General features: G+C 57.3%; 15 protein-coding genes and 1 other annotated feature. Of the genes, 5 read left to right on the top strand and 10 right to left on the bottom strand.

Features of this window, described 5'->3' with window-relative positions; translation table 11 throughout:
• The first annotated feature begins 13 nt into the window (after positions 1-13).
• Positions 14-493, top strand: coding sequence for a Cys-tRNA(Pro)/Cys-tRNA(Cys) deacylase YbaK (ybaK, locus tag KGP22_RS05215; RefSeq protein ID WP_021241623.1), 480 nt, complete (start codon positions 14-16; stop codon positions 491-493).
• 121 nt (positions 494-614) lie between these two features.
• Here ybaK and ushA read toward each other — a convergent pair whose 3' ends face one another.
• A complete protein-coding gene (gene ushA, locus KGP22_RS05210) occupies positions 615-2,267 on the bottom strand; it encodes a bifunctional UDP-sugar hydrolase/5'-nucleotidase UshA (RefSeq protein WP_223581468.1) in 1,653 nt (550 codons plus the stop codon).
• Positions 2,268-2,428: 161 nt separating this feature from the next.
• On the opposite strand from ushA, the gene KGP22_RS05205 reads away from it, so the two are divergent.
• The gene (locus KGP22_RS05205) at positions 2,429-3,637 is read left to right on the top strand and encodes an MFS transporter (protein ID WP_223581466.1); all 1,209 of its coding nucleotides are present in this window, start codon (positions 2,429-2,431) and stop codon (positions 3,635-3,637) included.
• Between the two features lie 230 nt (positions 3,638-3,867).
• Positions 3,868-5,544 (top strand): YbaL family putative K(+) efflux transporter, encoded by a 1,677-nt coding sequence (gene ybaL, locus KGP22_RS05200; protein ID WP_149366101.1) that lies wholly within the window; start codon positions 3,868-3,870, stop codon positions 5,542-5,544.
• 92 nt (positions 5,545-5,636) lie between these two features.
• Here ybaL and KGP22_RS05195 read toward each other — a convergent pair whose 3' ends face one another.
• The 9 genes from KGP22_RS05195 to KGP22_RS05155 form a co-directional block, all read right to left on the bottom strand.
• Positions 5,637-6,941 (bottom strand): inosine/guanosine kinase, encoded by a 1,305-nt coding sequence (locus KGP22_RS05195; RefSeq protein ID WP_045909745.1) that lies wholly within the window; start codon positions 6,939-6,941, stop codon positions 5,637-5,639.
• 62 nt (positions 6,942-7,003) lie between these two features.
• Entirely contained in the window at positions 7,004-7,966 is a 963-nt protein-coding gene (gene hemH / locus KGP22_RS05190) for a ferrochelatase (RefSeq protein ID WP_136195276.1), read from the bottom strand.
• Positions 7,967-8,090: 124 nt separating this feature from the next.
• The gene (gene adk / locus KGP22_RS05185; RefSeq protein WP_006809841.1) at positions 8,091-8,735 is read right to left on the bottom strand and encodes an adenylate kinase; all 645 of its coding nucleotides are present in this window, start codon (positions 8,733-8,735) and stop codon (positions 8,091-8,093) included.
• A 195-nt stretch (positions 8,736-8,930) separates the two neighbouring features.
• A complete protein-coding gene (htpG, locus tag KGP22_RS05180) occupies positions 8,931-10,805 on the bottom strand; it encodes a molecular chaperone HtpG (RefSeq protein ID WP_223581464.1) in 1,875 nt (624 codons plus the stop codon).
• A gap of 110 nt (positions 10,806-10,915) precedes the next feature.
• Complete coding sequence (gene recR / locus KGP22_RS05175) at positions 10,916-11,521, bottom strand: recombination mediator RecR (protein WP_008499298.1); 606 nt, start codon at positions 11,519-11,521, stop codon at positions 10,916-10,918.
• Positions 11,521-11,853, bottom strand: coding sequence for a YbaB/EbfC family nucleoid-associated protein (locus tag KGP22_RS05170; RefSeq protein ID WP_003858972.1), 333 nt, complete (start codon positions 11,851-11,853; stop codon positions 11,521-11,523). The genes recR and KGP22_RS05170 overlap by 1 nt, the downstream gene beginning before the upstream one ends.
• 55 nt (positions 11,854-11,908) lie before the next feature.
• Positions 11,909-13,837: a DNA polymerase III subunit gamma/tau gene (dnaX, locus tag KGP22_RS05165; RefSeq protein ID WP_223581462.1), complete on the bottom strand. Its 1,929-nt coding sequence runs from the start codon at positions 13,835-13,837 to the stop codon at positions 11,909-11,911.
• Positions 12,515-12,579 (bottom strand) — a sequence feature (DnaX frameshifting element). It overlaps the preceding gene by 65 nt.
• A gap of 88 nt (positions 13,838-13,925) precedes the next feature.
• Entirely contained in the window at positions 13,926-14,477 is a 552-nt protein-coding gene (apt, locus tag KGP22_RS05160; protein WP_000127359.1) for an adenine phosphoribosyltransferase, read from the bottom strand.
• 150 nt (positions 14,478-14,627) lie between these two features.
• A complete protein-coding gene (locus KGP22_RS05155; protein WP_024906851.1) occupies positions 14,628-15,005 on the bottom strand; it encodes a DUF454 family protein in 378 nt (125 codons plus the stop codon).
• Positions 15,006-15,055: 50 nt separating this feature from the next.
• Between KGP22_RS05155 and priC the strand changes: the two genes are divergently transcribed.
• A complete protein-coding gene (gene priC / locus KGP22_RS05150) occupies positions 15,056-15,583 on the top strand; it encodes a primosomal replication protein N'' (RefSeq protein ID WP_111963388.1) in 528 nt (175 codons plus the stop codon).
• Between the two features lie 14 nt (positions 15,584-15,597).
• Complete coding sequence (gene rsmS, locus KGP22_RS05145) at positions 15,598-15,774, top strand: pleiotropic regulatory protein RsmS (protein ID WP_223581460.1); 177 nt, start codon at positions 15,598-15,600, stop codon at positions 15,772-15,774.

The raw sequence follows: 15,774 nt of genomic DNA, 5'->3' as shown, positions 1-15,774 counted from the left end.
AAGAAGGATAGCTATGACTCCCGCCGTTAAATTACTCGAAAAAAACAACATTTCTTTCCGGATCCACACTTACGATCACGATCCGAATGAAACCAACTTTGGTGATGAAGTGGTGCGCAAGCTGGGGCTGAACGCTGACCAGGTTTATAAAACGCTGCTGGTGGCGGTGAACGGCGATATGAAGCACCTCGCCGTCGCGGTGACGCCCGTGGCAGGACAGCTGGACCTTAAGAAAGTCGCCAAAGCGCTTGGGGCGAAGAAGGTGGATATGGCGGATCCGATGGTGGCGCAGCGCACCACGGGCTACCTGGTGGGCGGCATCAGCCCGCTCGGGCAGAAAAAACGCCTGCCGACGCTGATCGATGCCCCTTCACAGGAATTTGAGACCATCTATATTTCCGGCGGCAAGCGTGGGCTGGACATTGAGCTGGCGGCGGGCGATCTGGCGAAAATGCTGGACGCGAAGTTTGCGGATATTGCGCGCCGGGATTGAGAAAATTGCCCGGTGGCTGCTACGAGGTAAAAGCAAAACGGTAACAGGCGTTACCGTTTTTTTGTGTTCGTGCCCTCTCCCGGTGGGAGAGGGTTAGGCTAGGGCATCAGGCCGCACAACGCTACTGCCAGCTCACCTCACCTTTCGGCTCATACGCATTCACGTCAATCGGCGAATTCTGCTCGATATACTGCTTCAGCACTTCTGCGTCGATAAAGCCGGTATTCACGTATCCCGGCTTATTATCAAGATGCGGATAGCCGTCGCCGCCGGTGGCGTTAAAGCTTAACGTCGCCAGACGGTAGGTTTTCGCCGGGTCAACCGGTTCGCCTTTGATCCTGAGGTCGTTAAGCTTGCCGTCTTTCGCTACGAAGCTCACGTTGGCAAACTGCGGATAGGCCCCGGAATCCGGCTTCATCTGCGCCACGGCGGTGAGGTAGTCAATGACCTCTTTTCCGCTCATGTCAGCATAAACCACCACGTTGCCGAACGGCTGCACCTTCAGAACGTCTTTATAGGTGATGTTTCCACCTTCGATGGAATCTCGAATACCGCCGCCGCTCATCACCCCAAAATCAGCCCCGGTGCGCGCCATTTGCGCCGCCAGCACCAGGTGACCCATGTTGGTCTGCACGAAGCGAACTTTACTGCGGTCCCCCTCCAGACGCCCGTTCAGCGTGCCGATTTTCACGTCCAGCTGCGCCTTGCCTTTGTTCTGGAACGGCGTCAGCAGGGAGAGCATCTGCTGGTTTTCTGCGATTTCTGGCGTGTAAAGTACGCGCTCGCTCTTCCCGTCCGGGTAGGTCACTTTCTTCTTCAGGTTGACCGGGATAAGCTGATAATGAACCAGCTTCATCTCGCCGTTACGGAACTCAAAGTCCGCCCTGCCCACGTATTTGCCCCACTCGTGCGCCTGCACAATCCAGATACCGTTCTGACGGTCTGGCGCACAAGGCGTGCCCGGGACATAGTCCACCTGCTTTTTGTTCTCGGATGCCATACATACCGGATCCTGTGAGTGACCACCCACAATCATCGCCAGCGAGCCCGCAGGCAGGCTGCGCGCCATCTCTACGTCGCCGGGCGCGTTAGAGCCATGCTCGCCGTTGTCATAGTGCCCCATGTGCGTGGTGGCGATAATCACGTCCGGCTTTTCGTTTTGCTGCAGCTCCTGAATCACCAGCTTCGCTTCGTCTGCCGGTTTACGGAATTCGATATCGGTAAAGAACTCAGGATTGCCAATTTTCGCCGTGTCGTCGGTGGTTAAGCCGATGACCGCGATCTTCAGATCCTGACGCTTAAAAAGCGCCCACGGCTTAAACAGGCGCTCGCCGGTGCTTTTCTGGTAAATGTTGGCGGAGAGGAACGGGAATTTGGCCCATTTCTCCTGCTGACGCAGCACGCTGAGCGGATTATCAAACTCATGGTTACCGACGGCCATCGCGTCGTAGCCAATCAGATTCATGCCGCGAAAGTCGGGCTCGGCGTCCTGCAGGTCGGATTCCGGCACGCCGGTATTGATATCGCCGCCTGAGAGCAACAGCACGCTGCCGCCCTGGGCCGCCACCTCTTTACGTATTCCATCCACCAGCGTTTTTTGTGCCGACAGGCCATATTCGCCGTATTCACTGCGCCAGAAATGACCGTGGTGGTCGTTGGTATGCAGAATGGTGATTTTATAGGTTTTGTCTTTTTCATACGCCTGCGCGGGCAGGCTTACCAGCCCCCACGCCGCGATGAGCGCCAGCGCGACGCCCCGCTTCATTAACTTCATCTTCTCTCTCCCTGACCAATAGACAAAGGCAGAAATTACAGTGACTAATAAGAATAGACAAATAAGTTTTCAGAATTGCGACTTTCTTCAAATGTCCCGGGCGGGTATGTTAGTCGGATAATAATTACTCCCTGCACTTCTGCTAACAAAACGTGGTATTTATGGCAATCAGTGAATCAACTCAGCCCGTTCCGGGCGCGCCGGCGTCGCGCACCTCCTTTAAAGTCTTAGGCGCAATCAGTCTCTCGCACCTGCTCAACGATATGATCCAGTCGTTGATTCTGGCAATTTACCCGCTGCTGCAGTCCGAATTTTCCTTAACCTTCGTGCAGATCGGGATGATCACCCTGACCTTCCAGCTGGCTTCCTCGCTGCTGCAGCCGGTGGTGGGCTACTGGACGGATAAACATCCTATGCCGTGGTCGCTGCCCATAGGCATGTGCTTTACCCTAAGCGGCCTGGTGCTGCTGGCCATGGCCGGGAGTTTTGAAGCCGTGCTGATTGCCGCCGCGCTGGTAGGTACAGGCTCGTCCGTGTTCCATCCGGAGTCTTCCCGCGTGGCGCGCATGGCGTCCGGTGGTCGTCATGGCCTGGCGCAGTCACTTTTCCAGGTGGGCGGTAATTTTGGTAGCTCTCTCGGCCCGCTGCTGGCCGCGGTGATTATTGCCCCGTACGGTAAAGGCAACGTGGCGTGGTTTGTTCTGGCCGCGCTGCTGGCGATTATCGTGCTGGCACAGATTAGCCGCTGGTATGCCGCTCAGCATCGCGTGAATAAAGGAAAACCTAAAGCGAAGGTTATCAATCCCCTGCCGCGCAATAAGGTTATCCTGGCGGTTTCCGTCCTTCTGGTGCTGATTTTCTCGAAATACTTCTATATGGCGAGCATCAGCAGCTATTACACCTTTTATCTGATGCAGAAATTCGGATTATCGGTACAAAACGCGCAGATCCACCTGTTTGCCTTCCTGTTCGCCGTCGCGGCCGGTACGGTCATTGGCGGGCCCGTGGGTGATAAGATCGGGCGGAAATATGTCATTTGGGGCTCTATCCTCGGCGTGGCGCCCTTTACCCTCATTTTGCCGTACGCCAGCCTTGAATGGACGGGCATTTTAACCGTGATTATTGGTTTTATCCTCGCCTCCGCGTTTTCCGCCATTCTGGTCTATGCCCAGGAGCTGCTGCCCGGACGTATCGGTATGGTTTCCGGACTGTTTTTCGGTTTCGCTTTCGGCATGGGGGGGCTTGGGGCAGCGGTTTTAGGGATGGTTGCGGATCACACCAGCATCTTCCTGGTTTATAAAATCTGCGCTTTCCTGCCACTTCTTGGGATGTTGACCATATTCCTGCCTGATAACCGCCACAAAGCGTAAATTACGGGCAGCCAAAGTTTGACTTTGGCTGCCTGACACCCTGATGCCATAAGGGTTTCTTCTTTCTCCACTCGCTGAATTTATCAAAATGCGCTTTTTTACGTGCATATTGCTGTTTTATTCAAACTTCAACAATTATTCATAAACATAAGGGTAAAAATTGTCATAAACTATTACTCGGTTTTTTGGTTTTTCACCAAAAAGGAACACCCACAACGAAAGGAGACGGAATGCACCACGCCACACCGCTTATCACCACCATTGTTGGTGGACTTGTGCTCGCTTTTATCCTCGGCATGATTGCCAATAAACTGCGTATTTCTCCTCTTGTCGGTTATCTGCTGGCAGGTGTGCTGGCGGGACCGTTTACCCCAGGTTTTGTTGCGGATACCAAACTGGCCCCTGAGCTGGCGGAATTGGGCGTGATTCTGCTGATGTTTGGCGTCGGTCTGCATTTTTCCCTGAAGGATTTGATGGCGGTAAAGTCGATTGCCATACCGGGAGCGATCGCCCAGATAGGGGTGGCGACGCTGCTTGGGATGGCGCTTTCGGCCGTGCTGGGCTGGTCGCTCATGACCGGCATCGTATTTGGGCTGTGTCTCTCAACCGCCAGTACCGTGGTGCTGCTGCGCGCGCTTGAGGAGAGACAGCTGATTGACAGCCAGCGCGGGCAGATCGCGATTGGCTGGCTGATTGTTGAAGATCTGGTCATGGTCCTGACGCTGGTGCTGCTGCCCGCCGTCGCCGGGATGATGGAAAAAGACAATGTCGGCTTCGCCTCGCTGGCGCTGGATATGAGCATCACCATCGGTAAGGTTGTGGCGTTTATCGCCATCATGATGCTGGTGGGCCGCCGTCTGGTACCGTGGATCATGTCCCGCAGCGCGGCGACCGGCTCCCGCGAGCTGTTCACCCTCTCCGTACTGGCGCTGGCGCTGGGTATCGCCTTTGGTGCCGTTGAGCTGTTTGATGTCTCCTTTGCCCTGGGCGCGTTCTTCGCCGGGATGGTGTTGAACGAGTCAGAGCTGAGCCACCGTGCGGCGCACGATACGCTGCCGCTGCGCGATGCGTTTGCCGTGCTGTTCTTCGTCTCCGTCGGGATGCTGTTCGATCCGCTGGTGCTGATCCAGCAGCCGCTGGCCGTGCTGGGCACGCTGGCGATCATTATTTTTGGTAAGTCGCTTGCCGCCTTCTTCCTGGTGCGGATGTTCGGCCACTCACCGCGGACGGCGCTGACTATTGCCGCCAGCCTGGCGCAGATCGGTGAGTTCGCCTTTATTCTGGCCGGTCTGGGCATGGCCCTGAACCTGCTGCCGCAGGCGGGACAAAACCTGGTGCTGGCGGGGGCGATCCTGTCGATTATGCTGAACCCGGTGCTGTTTGCCCTGCTGGAAAAATACCTCGATAAAACCGAAACGCTGGAAGAGCAGACGCTTGAAGAAGCCATCGAAGAAGAGAAGCAGATCCCGGTTGATATTTGCAATCATGCCCTGCTGGTCGGCTTTGGCCGCGTGGGCAGCCTGCTCGGCGAGAAGCTGATGGCGCAGGGCATTCCGCTGGTGGTGATTGAAACCTCACGCACCCGCGTCGACGAGCTTCGCGAGCGCGGTATTCGTGCGGTACTGGGCAACGCGGCGAACGAAGAGATCATGAATCTGGCGCATCTGGACTGCGCCCGCTGGCTGCTGCTGACCATACCCAACGGCTATGAAGCGGGTGAGATTGTGGCCTCCGCGCGCGCGAAGTGCCCAACGATTGAGATTATCGCCCGGGCGCACTATGACGACGAGGTGGAGTACATTACCGATCGCGGTGCAGATAAAGTGGTGATGGGCGAGCGCGAGATTGCTAACACCATGCTGACGCTGCTGGAGAAACCACCGGTTGAAGAGGCGGTTACGGGGTAAGTTTGGTGCGATCTGGTCCCCTCACCCTTGCCCTCTCCCACAGGGAGAGGGAATAAACACTAAAAACGGCAACCTGGGTTGCCGTTTTTATTTTACCTGTCCCAATAAGCCTCTTCGAGGCTGTCTTCCCGTTCAGGCAGGCCACGCGTTAAGCGCGGTGAGTGCTGGTTCAGCACCTGATAGCTTACGCGGTTGGCGTACTTGCATACCTGCGCCAGCGACGAATAGGTCAGCCAGCTGAACTTATGCTTGCTGGAATTCGGCACGTTGGTTTTGTGGTAGGCATTGGCGGTAATGTCGTGCAGCAGCGCGGCCAGCGCGCCGTCGCCCGCGCCGTTGGTGTTCATGATCTTCTCCGGTCCGCCCATGTAAGGGGCGATGTGCGAGTAGATGCGCAGCGGGTTAATGCAATCTTTATAACGCATGCCGCGGCTGAACTCGTACTGGTTAAACTCGGCAATCGCGCCGGGCAGCAGCGGGTGCTGGGTTTTGCGTTTGCTCTCTTCTTCCGTGAAGCCTGCCATATACAGCCCAACCGGACCCGCGGTGCAGAGCACCAGATCCACCCAGTCCAGCGCTTTATCGGACGCCAGCAGCGGATCGCTTTCGCCGGTCAGCGCTTCGGCCTCTTCTTCGTTCATCGCCAGAATCGAGACGTGCTCTTTCAGGAACGCCTGCCACCATTCAGGATTATCGGCGATAACGAATTTAGTACCCAGCGTAAGAACGACGGGCACGTCGTACTTCTTCGCGTACTCAATCGCTTTCATGGTCGCTTCCGGCATCGGCTCGCCCGGCTTACAGCGCACCAGATAGGAAGTCAGCACCAGCGCCGAGGCACCCGCAATCACCTCTTCCGGAATACTCTCGGCGCGCAGCTTGTTCATATGACCCGGGCTGATGGCGAAGGTGCGCTCGCCGGATTCACCGATCAGGGTAAAGCAGCGGCCAATCGGGCCGTCGACGCCCTGCAGGTAGTTCAAATCGGTGCGGCTGGAGGTGTTGCACAGATAGCGGTAGGCGTAGCCGCCGATTTCAATGTTGCTGCACATCACGCCGAGCAGCACCGAGCGGTCGTCGGCCAGCACGGAGTAGTTGTGCATGGTATTGCCGATGGTACCGCCGGCGAACTGATGGGTAATCAGGTTTTCGCGCACCAGCTCCTGATACAACGCTTCGGCAACGTCGTCTTCAATGACCAGCGAGTGGCCGGCACTCAGACCATAACGGGCGACAAACGCATCATCCACTTTCGCTTCAATGTCCACCAGCGTCTGGTCGATACCGACGACCCAGGCCGCGCTGGTTTCATTTTCTGGCTGGATTTGCTGCAGGAGCGGATCGCGGGCATCGACGGGGAAGTAGTGTTTGGATTTGCGTTTACCGGGAAATTTCATGGTCTGAACTGTACGAAGAATATGGGCCGGGAATGGTAGCACAAACCCGGCCCGAAGTGCGATTAGCGACCGTTCGTTACCAGCGAGACCATCATGTCGATATGCTCAGGCGAGTCGTTAAGCGCCGGAATGTACTCGTACTTTTCGCCACCAGCCTCCAGGAAAAATTCCCGGTTTTGCACCGCGATCTCCTCCAGCGTTTCCAGACAGTCAGCCGAGAAGCCCGGCGACATTACCTGGATGTGCTTCACGCCTTTCTCACCCAGCATTTTAAGGGTTTCATCGGTGTACGGCGTCAGCCACGGCTCGCGGCCGAAGCGCGACTGGAAGGTCATCATCACCTTCTCAGGCGGCAGGCCAAGGGCGGAGACCAGCTCGCGGGTGGTATCGCGGCAGCGCTGCGGGTAATCATCCCCTTCATTGGCGAAGCGCTGCGGGATCCCGTGATAGGAGAGCAGCAGCAGATCAGGCTCGCCGTGTTTTTCAAACGACGCGCGCGCGCTGTTGGCGAGCGCCTTGATATAGAGATCGTTATCCGCGTAGTCGCGAATAAAGGTCACGCCCGGAATGCGGCGGCGGGTCGCCAGTATTCGCGCCAGCTCGTCCCAGACGGCGGCCACCGTCGAGCAGGAGTATTGCGGGTAGAGCGCCAGCACCACGATATGGTCCACGCCCTGCGCCAGCAGGGATTCCACCGCGCTTTCCAGGGACGGTTTTCCATAGCTCATGCCGAGCGCGACGGGCATATCCGGCAGGCGGGCGGCCAGCGCTTTTTCCTGGCGACGGCTGTAGACCATCAGCGGCGAGCCCTCTTCCATCCAGACGGACTGATAGAGTTTGGCGACGCGCGGGGAACGAATCGGCAGAATGACGCCACGCAGCAGCGGCCACCACAGCAGTCGCGGGAAATCCACGACGCGCGTGTCGCTTAAAAATTGTCGCAGGTAGCGTTTTACCGCGTCTGATGTAGGTGCTTCTGGAGTGCCCAGATTGGCAAGCAGGATGCCGGTTTTCGCCTGACTCATTCACGCCTCTTAACCATTTGATAGGTTGTCAATTGTAGCGGAAATGCGTTTAAACGAAACCCATTGCTGTAATAGGTAAGATGAGAATATTTCTCACCCGGAAGACCGGGTGAGAGGCGCGCGATTAGCCGAGGATTTTTTCCAGCTCTGCACGTACGTCAGCCACGGCTTTGGTGCCGTCAACTTTGGCGTATTTGGTGTTACCCGCCTGCGCTTCTTTGGTGTAGTAGCCGATCAGCGGCGCGGTCATCTGATGGTATTCCACCAGGCGTTTACGCACGGTCTCTTCCTGATCGTCTTTACGGGTAGTCAGCTCTTCGCCGGTCACGTCATCTTTGCCTTCAACCTTAGGTGGGTTGAATTTGATGTGGTAAACGCGGCCAGAAGCAGCGTGTACGCGACGGCCAACGATACGGTCAACGATCAGCTCGTCCGGTACGTCAAACTCCAGAACGTAGTCCACGTTGATGCCCGCTTCTTTCATGGCGTCAGCCTGAGGAATGGTGCGTGGGAAGCCGTCCAGCAGGAAACCGTTACGGCAGTCTTCCTGAGCAATGCGCTCTTTAACCAGAGCAATCACCAGCTCGTCGGTCACCAGCTTGCCTGCGTCCATGATGTCTTTCGCCTGTTTACCCAGCTCGGAGCCAGATTTAACAGCGGCGCGCAGCATATCACCGGTGGAGATTTGCGGAATACCGTATTTCTCCATGATGAACTGAGCCTGAGTTCCTTTACCCGCGCCCGGAGCGCCAAGCAGAATAATACGCATTGCGAAAATCCCCTCAAAAGTCGTTTCAATTTTTCAAAAGCGCTAAACAATACCACCAGAACGGGCATCGCTCAAGGAAGGGAGGAAGGCTGAAACGGTTAATGAGGGGTGATTATTTGGAGTCGTGCGGTCTGGTGCCCTCACCCCGGCCCTCTCCCACAGGGAGAGGGAGAAGACCAGGGGAGGCGTGGTCAATTACGCCAGCAGCAGCGCATTCACACGTTTAATGAACAGGTTAGGATCTTCCAGCGTGCCGCGCTCGGCCAGCAGGGACTGATCCAGCAGGAGTTCAACCCACTCGGCAAAGCGGGCGTCGTCCTGGGTATCCGCCGCGCGTTTCACCAGCGGATGATCCGGATTAAGCTCAAAGATATATTTCACTTCCGGTACCGCCTGGCCCGCCGCCGCGAACAGCTTCGCCATCTGGGTGCTCATTTCGTCGGCATCGGTGGTGACAATAGCCGGGGTGTCGGTCAGACGGTGGGTGAAACGTACCTCTTTCACGCGCTCGCCCAGCAGGGTTTTCACGCGATCAATGAACGGCTCCAGCGCCTTCTCGGCTTCTTTCGCGCTTTCGTCAACTTCATCCGCCAGCTTGTCGATAGACTCGTCGGCTTTGGCAACGGACTGGAACGCCTTGCCGTCGAACTCGGTCAGGTAGTTCATCATCCACTCGTCGATGCGGTCAGAAAGCAGCAGCACTTCGATGCCTTTCTTACGCAGCAGCTCCAGGTGCGGGCTGCTCTTCGCCGCGGCGTAGCTGTCGGCGGTGATGTAGTAGATCTTCTCCTGCCCTTCTTTCATGCGGGAGACGTACTCTTCCAGCGACACGGTCTGGGCGGAGGAGTCGGTGTGCGTAGAGGCGAAGCGCAGCAGTTTGGCGATGGTTTCAACGTTCGCCATGTCTTCAGCCGGGCCTTCTTTCAGCACCAGACCGAACTGTTTCCAGAAGGTCTGATATTTTTCCGCATCGTCTTTCGCCAGTTTTTCCAGCATCTGCAGCGCACGTTTAGTCAGGGCGTTGCGCAGGTTACGGGTGACGGCGCTGTCCTGCAGAATTTCACGGGAGACGTTCAGCGGCAGGTCGTTGGAATCTATCAGACCACGCACGAAGCGCAGGTAGTTCGGCATGAACTGCTCGGCATCGTCCATGATGAAGACGCGCTGCACGTACAGCTTCAGGCCGTGCTTGTGATCGCGGTTCCACATGTTCCACGGCGCCTGTGCCGGGATGTACAGCAGGCTGGTGTACTCCTGCTTGCCTTCCACACGGTTGTGGCTCCAGGTCAGCGGGTCGGTAAAATCGTGGGCGATGTGCTTGTAGAATTCGTTGTACTCGTCGTCCTTAATTTCAGCCTTGTTGCGCGTCCACAGCGCCTGCGCCTTATTGATTTTCTCCCAGGAAACAATGGCTTCACCGTCCTTCTCTTCCTGTTTTTCAATCTCAACCGGCAGGGCGATATGGTCGGAATATTTGCTGATGATGGAGCGCACGCGCCAGTCGTTCAGGAAATCATCTTCGCCTTCACGCAGGTGCAGGGTGATTTCGGTGCCGCGGTCCGCTTTAGTGATGTCATCAACGGTGTATTCGCCTTCCCCTTTGGATTCCCACAGCACGCCGTTTTCAGCGCTGTCGCCCGCCGCGCGGGTGCGCACGGTGACTTTATCCGCCACGATGAACGCCGAGTAGAAACCGACGCCGAACTGGCCGATCAGCTGGCTATCTTTCGCCTGGTCTGAGCCCATGGACTCCAGGAACGCCTTGGTGCCGGATTTCGCGATGGTCCCGAGGTGGTCGATCACCTCGTCGCGGTTCATCCCGATGCCGTTATCGGCGATAGTCAGAGTGCGGTTCTCTTTATTAAACGAGACGCGCACGCGCAGCTCGCCGTCGCCTTCGTACAGGTCCGGGTTAGACAGCGCGCGGAAGCGCAGCTTGTCCGCCGCATCCGAGGCGTTGGAAATCAGCTCACGCAGGAAAATTTCTTTGTTGGAATACAGGGAATGGATCATCAGGTGCAGAAGCTGTTTTACTTCTGACTGGAAACCACGGGTTTCTTGTCCTTTCATCTATGTCGACCTCAACAATGCCATTTAATGGGGTTTTAAAACGTTGAGTGAGAGATGGGGATACGGGGGGAAATTTTCAAGCGGAGGCCGCGCGCGCAGCCTCCGTTTGGTCAGAAAATAATCTTGTGACGTCCGGCCAGAGAGTGTGACAGCGTGGTGCCGTCCACCATCTCCAGCTCGCCGCCGACCGGCACGCCGTGGGCGATGCGGCTGGCGTCAACGCCATACTGCGAGCACAGCTCGGCGATGTAGTTGGCGGTTGCCTCCCCTTCCACCGTGGGGTTAGTGGCGAGGATCACCTCTTTGATCGTTTCGGACTCAAGACGCTGTTCAAGGCGGTCAAGACCGATATCGTCCGGGCCAATACCGTCCAGCGGGGAGAGATGCCCCATCAGCACGAAATAGCGCCCGGAAAACTGCCCGGTTTGTTCGATGGCGTAGATGTCCGCTGGACTCTCCACCACGCAAATCTGGCCGTTTTCCTGACGACGCGGGTTCGTACAGATGTTACACACGTCCTGCTCGGTAAAGGTACGGCAATCCGCACAGTGACCAATTTCTGACATGGCGCGGGTTAAAGCCTGCGCCAGGCGCATCCCGCCGCTGCGGTCGCGCTGCAATAGCGTAAACGCCATGCGCTGCGCCGACTTCGGGCCAACGCCCGGCAGGCAGCGCAGTGCTTCCATTAACTGCGTGAGCAGCGGACTGGTTTGCATCAGAATGGCATCTTGAAGCCAGGCGGCAGCTGCATGCCGCTGGAAACGGAGGCCATTTTCTCTTTCTGAGTTTCGTCGATACGGCGCGCAGCATCGTTAAACGCGGCTGCAACCAGATCTTCCAGCATCTCTTTGTCGTCTTCGAGCAGGCTCGGGTCGATTTCAACGCGACGGCAGTTGTGCGCACCGTTGATGGTCACCTTGACCAGACCGGCTCCGGACTCACCCGTGACTTCCAGCTGAGCGATCTCTTCCTGCATCTTCTGCATTTTTTCCTGCATCTGCTGAGCCTGCTTCATCAGGCCACCCAGACCGCCTTTTCCACCAAACATAGGCTTCTCTCTTCTTTCACGTTTAAGGGATTACAACCGTAAGTCAGACTCACGATCAAATGGGGCGAATACTCTCTTCATCCAGATCGGCGTCGAAGAACCGGCGCAGGGTCTGAATGTTGTTATCCGCAATTATCGCCTCGCGCGCCTGCGCGAGCTTCTCTTCATAAATGGCCTGGCGCCACTCGAGCGGCGTTTTCACTGCCGGATTATCATCTTCAATGATAGTCAATTCAACCGGCGCACCCTGTAATGCGGCGAGCGCCTCGGCCAGCGCCTTTTGCGCGCTAGGGGAATTGAGGTGCCGTTGGCCTGGACGCAGGTGCAGACGTACCTGATTGCCGTCCTGCTCTTTCCAGGCGTTCAGCGCGACCTGCTCGACCAGCTTCGGCAGCTGGAGCTTACTGACCTCGGCGGCCCAGGCGTCGCGCGCGATGGACTCTTCGGCAAGCTTCGCGGAAAGCTCCGGCGTTTTTTCATGCTCCAGCGCCTTTTTCAGCGCTTTCGGCGTGGCGACCTCTTCCTTCACCGCTTCGGTGATGGTGGTTGCCTTCCAGCGGTAAGCCTCTTCTTTCACCGGGGCTTTCTGCTCGAGCGAGGATGGTGCCGGACGCGACTGTACGCGCTCCGTTACCGAGGCCAGTCGTTCAAGCGCGGCGTTGTTCACCGGCCGCGCTCTTCCTGGCGCTGCCGGTTCACTCTTTTTTGGTTTGGTTACTCCTTGCGCACGCTGCAGCTGACTGCGTGCGGCAAGCACCGAACTGGTGGCATCCGACAGCGGCACGTTTTGCTGCGGCGGCGGTGTCGTCTGCGGTGGGACCTGCTGCGGCGACATCACCGCCGTAGGGGCGACCGGCGCGAAAGACTGCCGCGGCACTTCCGGCTCCGGCAATGGCATACGCGGATGAAACGCCAGCGCGCGCAGCAGCGTCATTTCAACGCCCATCCTCGGGTCCGGCGCGAACGGTAACTCTTTGCGGCCAATCAGCAGCGTCTGGTAATACAGCTGCACGTCGGCAGGCGGCACGGTGCGCGCGAGCTCACGCATCCGCTGTTCAATGGTAGCCATATCCGCACCGATGGCGGACGGAGAAAGCTGCAGCATCGCCACGCGGTGCAGCAGGCTGAGCATCTCAACCAGCAGTCCTTCCCATTCAATACCCCGGGCAGCGGCGGCATTCACCAGCGACATCACGCGTTCGCCGTTGGCGGCAATCATCGCTTCGATAAGCGACAGCGCCTGATCGTCATCCAGCGTGCCGAGCATGGTGCTGACCGCCTCGGTGGAAAGCTTCCCGTCACCGCTGGCAATCGCCTGGTCGGTCAGGCTTAACGCATCACGCAGGCTGCCGTCCGCCGCGCGGGCCAGCAGCTGCAGGGCGCGCGGTTCGTGGACAATCTTCTCTTCATCAAGAATATGCTCAAGCTGCGCGCGGATCTGCTCAACGTCCAGCGCCTTCAGGTGGAACTGCAGGCAGCGCGATAAAATCGTGACCGGCAGCTTTTGCGGATCGGTAGTCGCCAGCAGGAACTTCACGTGCGCGGGCGGCTCTTCCAGCGTCTTCAGCAGGGCGTTAAAGCTGTGGCGCGACAGCATGTGCACTTCATCGATCAGGTAGACCTTGAAGCGGCCGCGCGCCGGGGCGTACTGGACGTTGTCCAGCAGGTCGCGCGTATCTTCCACTTTGGTACGCGAAGCGGCGTCGATCTCGATCAGATCGACAAAACGCCCCTGCTCGATCTCCCGACAGTTATCACACACGCCGCACGGCGTGGCGGTGATCCCGGTTTCGCAGTTGAGACCTTTTGCCAGCAAACGGGCAATAGAGGTCTTACCGACGCCGCGGGTGCCGGAAAAAAGATAGGCGTGATGGATGCGACCTAGCGACAAGCCGTTCGCCAGGGCCGTCAGCACATGTTCCTGACCGACAACGTCAGCAAAGGTTTGTGGTCGCCATTTACGGGCTAACACCTGATAACTCATGGGCAGGCTCTGCAACGCTGGAAGGTGAATTTATGGAGGGGAATGCTATCACAACCTCACCCATTGAGCGAGGTTGTGAAAACCGGGATTAGTGACCCGGGAAAGGCACCAGGCTGTAGCTGGTAATACCCTGTTTTTCCAGGCGCTGTTCACCGCCGAGATCGAACAGGTTGATGATGAAGGCCGCGTCGGTCACTTCGCCACCCAGACGGCGGATCAGCTTCACGGTCGCTTCAATGGTGCCGCCGGTCGCCAGCAGATCGTCAACCACCAGCACTTTGTCGCCAGGCTTGATCGCGTCAACGTGGATCTCAAGCTGATCGGTGCCGTACTCCAGTTCGTAACTTTCTGCGATGGTTTCACGCGGCAGCTTGCGCGGCTTACGCACCGGCACAAAACCCACGCCCATTGCCAGCGCAACCGGTGCGCCAAACAGGAAGCCACGGGCTTCGGTACCTACTACTTTGGTGATCCCGGCGTTTTTATAACGCTCGACCAGCAGTTCAATGCTGAGCGCGTACGCTTTCGGGTCTTCCAGCAAGCTGGTGACATCACGGAAAAGAATGCCAGGCTTTGGATAGTCCTGGATGCTTTTGATGCTGTTTTTCAGATATTCAAGCTGCTGTGCAGTTGCGGTCATCGGTTTTGCCTAAATGAAACAGTGTTACTCACAGCGCGCAACGAGTCGGCCAAGGCAACAATTGTTTAACCTTTGACCAGGCGCACCTGTGCTCGAAAACGGTCGAATTTACTGGCTGCGCGTGATAATTGCAACAGCCATGATGAGGCTTCAGTGCTTTTGTTGCTTTTCATCAACCACGGGGATCCGCCACATAAAGAAAAGCAGGCAGGTCAGGATCGCCAGCAGCAGAATACGTACCCACATCATTTTCACGAGCCATAATGAAATAGCGAAGGTGATGAGAATCACTGCGATCGCGCGCGGCTTCGCGCCGGGCGGCATGGCCCGGTGTTTTTGCCAGTGCCGCAGATAGCCGCCAAACCATGAGCGGTAGAGCAGCCAGTGGTGAAAACGCGGCGACGAGCGGGCGAAGCACCAGGCCGCCAGCAGGATAAATGGCGTGGTCGGCAGCAAGGGTAAAAACACCCCCAGCGTGCCAAGCACTACCGCAAGCCAGCCAATGATGATTAAAATAGTACGCTTCATAATGCGAATCGTTATCAAACTGAACGGCTACTTTACCACTGGAGAGCGCCTTGAAAACAGCACTGCTTCTTGAGAGGCTGCAAAATCAGCTGATTGCTCTGCGGGAGCAGGCCACGCCGCTAATGGGGCACGCCACGCTGAAGCCGCGCTTTGACCGGCAGCTTTTTCGTACCCGCAGCACCGTCATTCAGGATTACCTTGCTGAAGCGCAGACGAACCTCGACGAGCTTCGCCATGCGGTTGAGAGTGAACAGCAGGAGCAGGTGGCGTGGCTTGCAGAGCATCTCACTGAGCAGATCACCGCCCTGCATCGCGAGATTACCGCCTGGCCGCTGCGCGCTTGGGACAGCGCCTCGCCGGGACTCGGTAAATGGCAGCGCAAGCGGCTGGAGAACCAGGAGTTTGAGCGCCGGCTGTTTGAGATGAAGCGCGAACGCGAAGTGCGTCTGAACCACAGCGAAACGCTGGAAGAGCAGCAGCTATTGATGCGCGAGATTAGCGCGCTGGAAGGACGTATAGTCCGCTGCCGTCAGGCGCTGGATGAGATTGAGCATGTGATCGAACGTTTGACCCGTTAACAGGAGCCACACCCATGTCACTGGAAAATGCACCCGATGAGGTCAAGCTGGCCGTCGATTTGATTATGCTGCTGGAGAATAATGAGATCCCCGCCGGGACGGTGCTTAAGGCACTGGAGATTGTACGGCGGGATTTTGAGGGGAAACTTCCCCCTCACCCTAACCCTCTCCCAGGGGGAGAGGGAAAATAG

It is taken from the genome of Enterobacter sp. JBIWA005 (assembly GCF_019968805.1).
In the GTDB taxonomy this organism is placed as follows: domain Bacteria; phylum Pseudomonadota; class Gammaproteobacteria; order Enterobacterales; family Enterobacteriaceae; genus Enterobacter; species Enterobacter vonholyi.
The sequence above is the reverse complement of the archived record's forward strand: the minus strand, read 5'-3'. Positions and strand labels throughout refer to the sequence as shown.

What these genes read in the sequence shown, in the direction of transcription:
- htpG (WP_223581464.1), bottom strand. Translation starts at nt 10,805, where the DNA reads ATGAAAGGACAAGAAACCCGTGGTTTCCAGTCAGAAGTAAAACAGCTT.
- KGP22_RS05170 (WP_003858972.1), bottom strand. Translation starts at nt 11,853, where the DNA reads ATGTTTGGTGGAAAAGGCGGTCTGGGTGGCCTGATGAAGCAGGCTCAG.
- rsmS (WP_223581460.1), top strand. Translation starts at nt 15,598, where the DNA reads ATGTCACTGGAAAATGCACCCGATGAGGTCAAGCTGGCCGTCGATTTG.
- ybaL (WP_149366101.1), top strand. Translation starts at nt 3,868, where the DNA reads ATGCACCACGCCACACCGCTTATCACCACCATTGTTGGTGGACTTGTG.
- KGP22_RS05155 (WP_024906851.1), bottom strand. Translation starts at nt 15,005, where the DNA reads ATGAAGCGTACTATTTTAATCATCATTGGCTGGCTTGCGGTAGTGCTT.
- KGP22_RS05195 (WP_045909745.1), bottom strand. Translation starts at nt 6,941, where the DNA reads ATGAAATTTCCCGGTAAACGCAAATCCAAACACTACTTCCCCGTCGAT.
- hemH (WP_136195276.1), bottom strand. Translation starts at nt 7,966, where the DNA reads ATGAGTCAGGCGAAAACCGGCATCCTGCTTGCCAATCTGGGCACTCCA.
- KGP22_RS05205 (WP_223581466.1), top strand. Translation starts at nt 2,429, where the DNA reads ATGGCAATCAGTGAATCAACTCAGCCCGTTCCGGGCGCGCCGGCGTCG.
- recR (WP_008499298.1), bottom strand. Translation starts at nt 11,521, where the DNA reads ATGCAAACCAGTCCGCTGCTCACGCAGTTAATGGAAGCACTGCGCTGC.
- ushA (WP_223581468.1), bottom strand. Translation starts at nt 2,267, where the DNA reads ATGAAGTTAATGAAGCGGGGCGTCGCGCTGGCGCTCATCGCGGCGTGG.
- dnaX (WP_223581462.1), bottom strand. Translation starts at nt 13,837, where the DNA reads ATGAGTTATCAGGTGTTAGCCCGTAAATGGCGACCACAAACCTTTGCT.
- apt (WP_000127359.1), bottom strand. Translation starts at nt 14,477, where the DNA reads ATGACCGCAACTGCACAGCAGCTTGAATATCTGAAAAACAGCATCAAA.
- adk (WP_006809841.1), bottom strand. Translation starts at nt 8,735, where the DNA reads ATGCGTATTATTCTGCTTGGCGCTCCGGGCGCGGGTAAAGGAACTCAG.
- ybaK (WP_021241623.1), top strand. Translation starts at nt 14, where the DNA reads ATGACTCCCGCCGTTAAATTACTCGAAAAAAACAACATTTCTTTCCGG.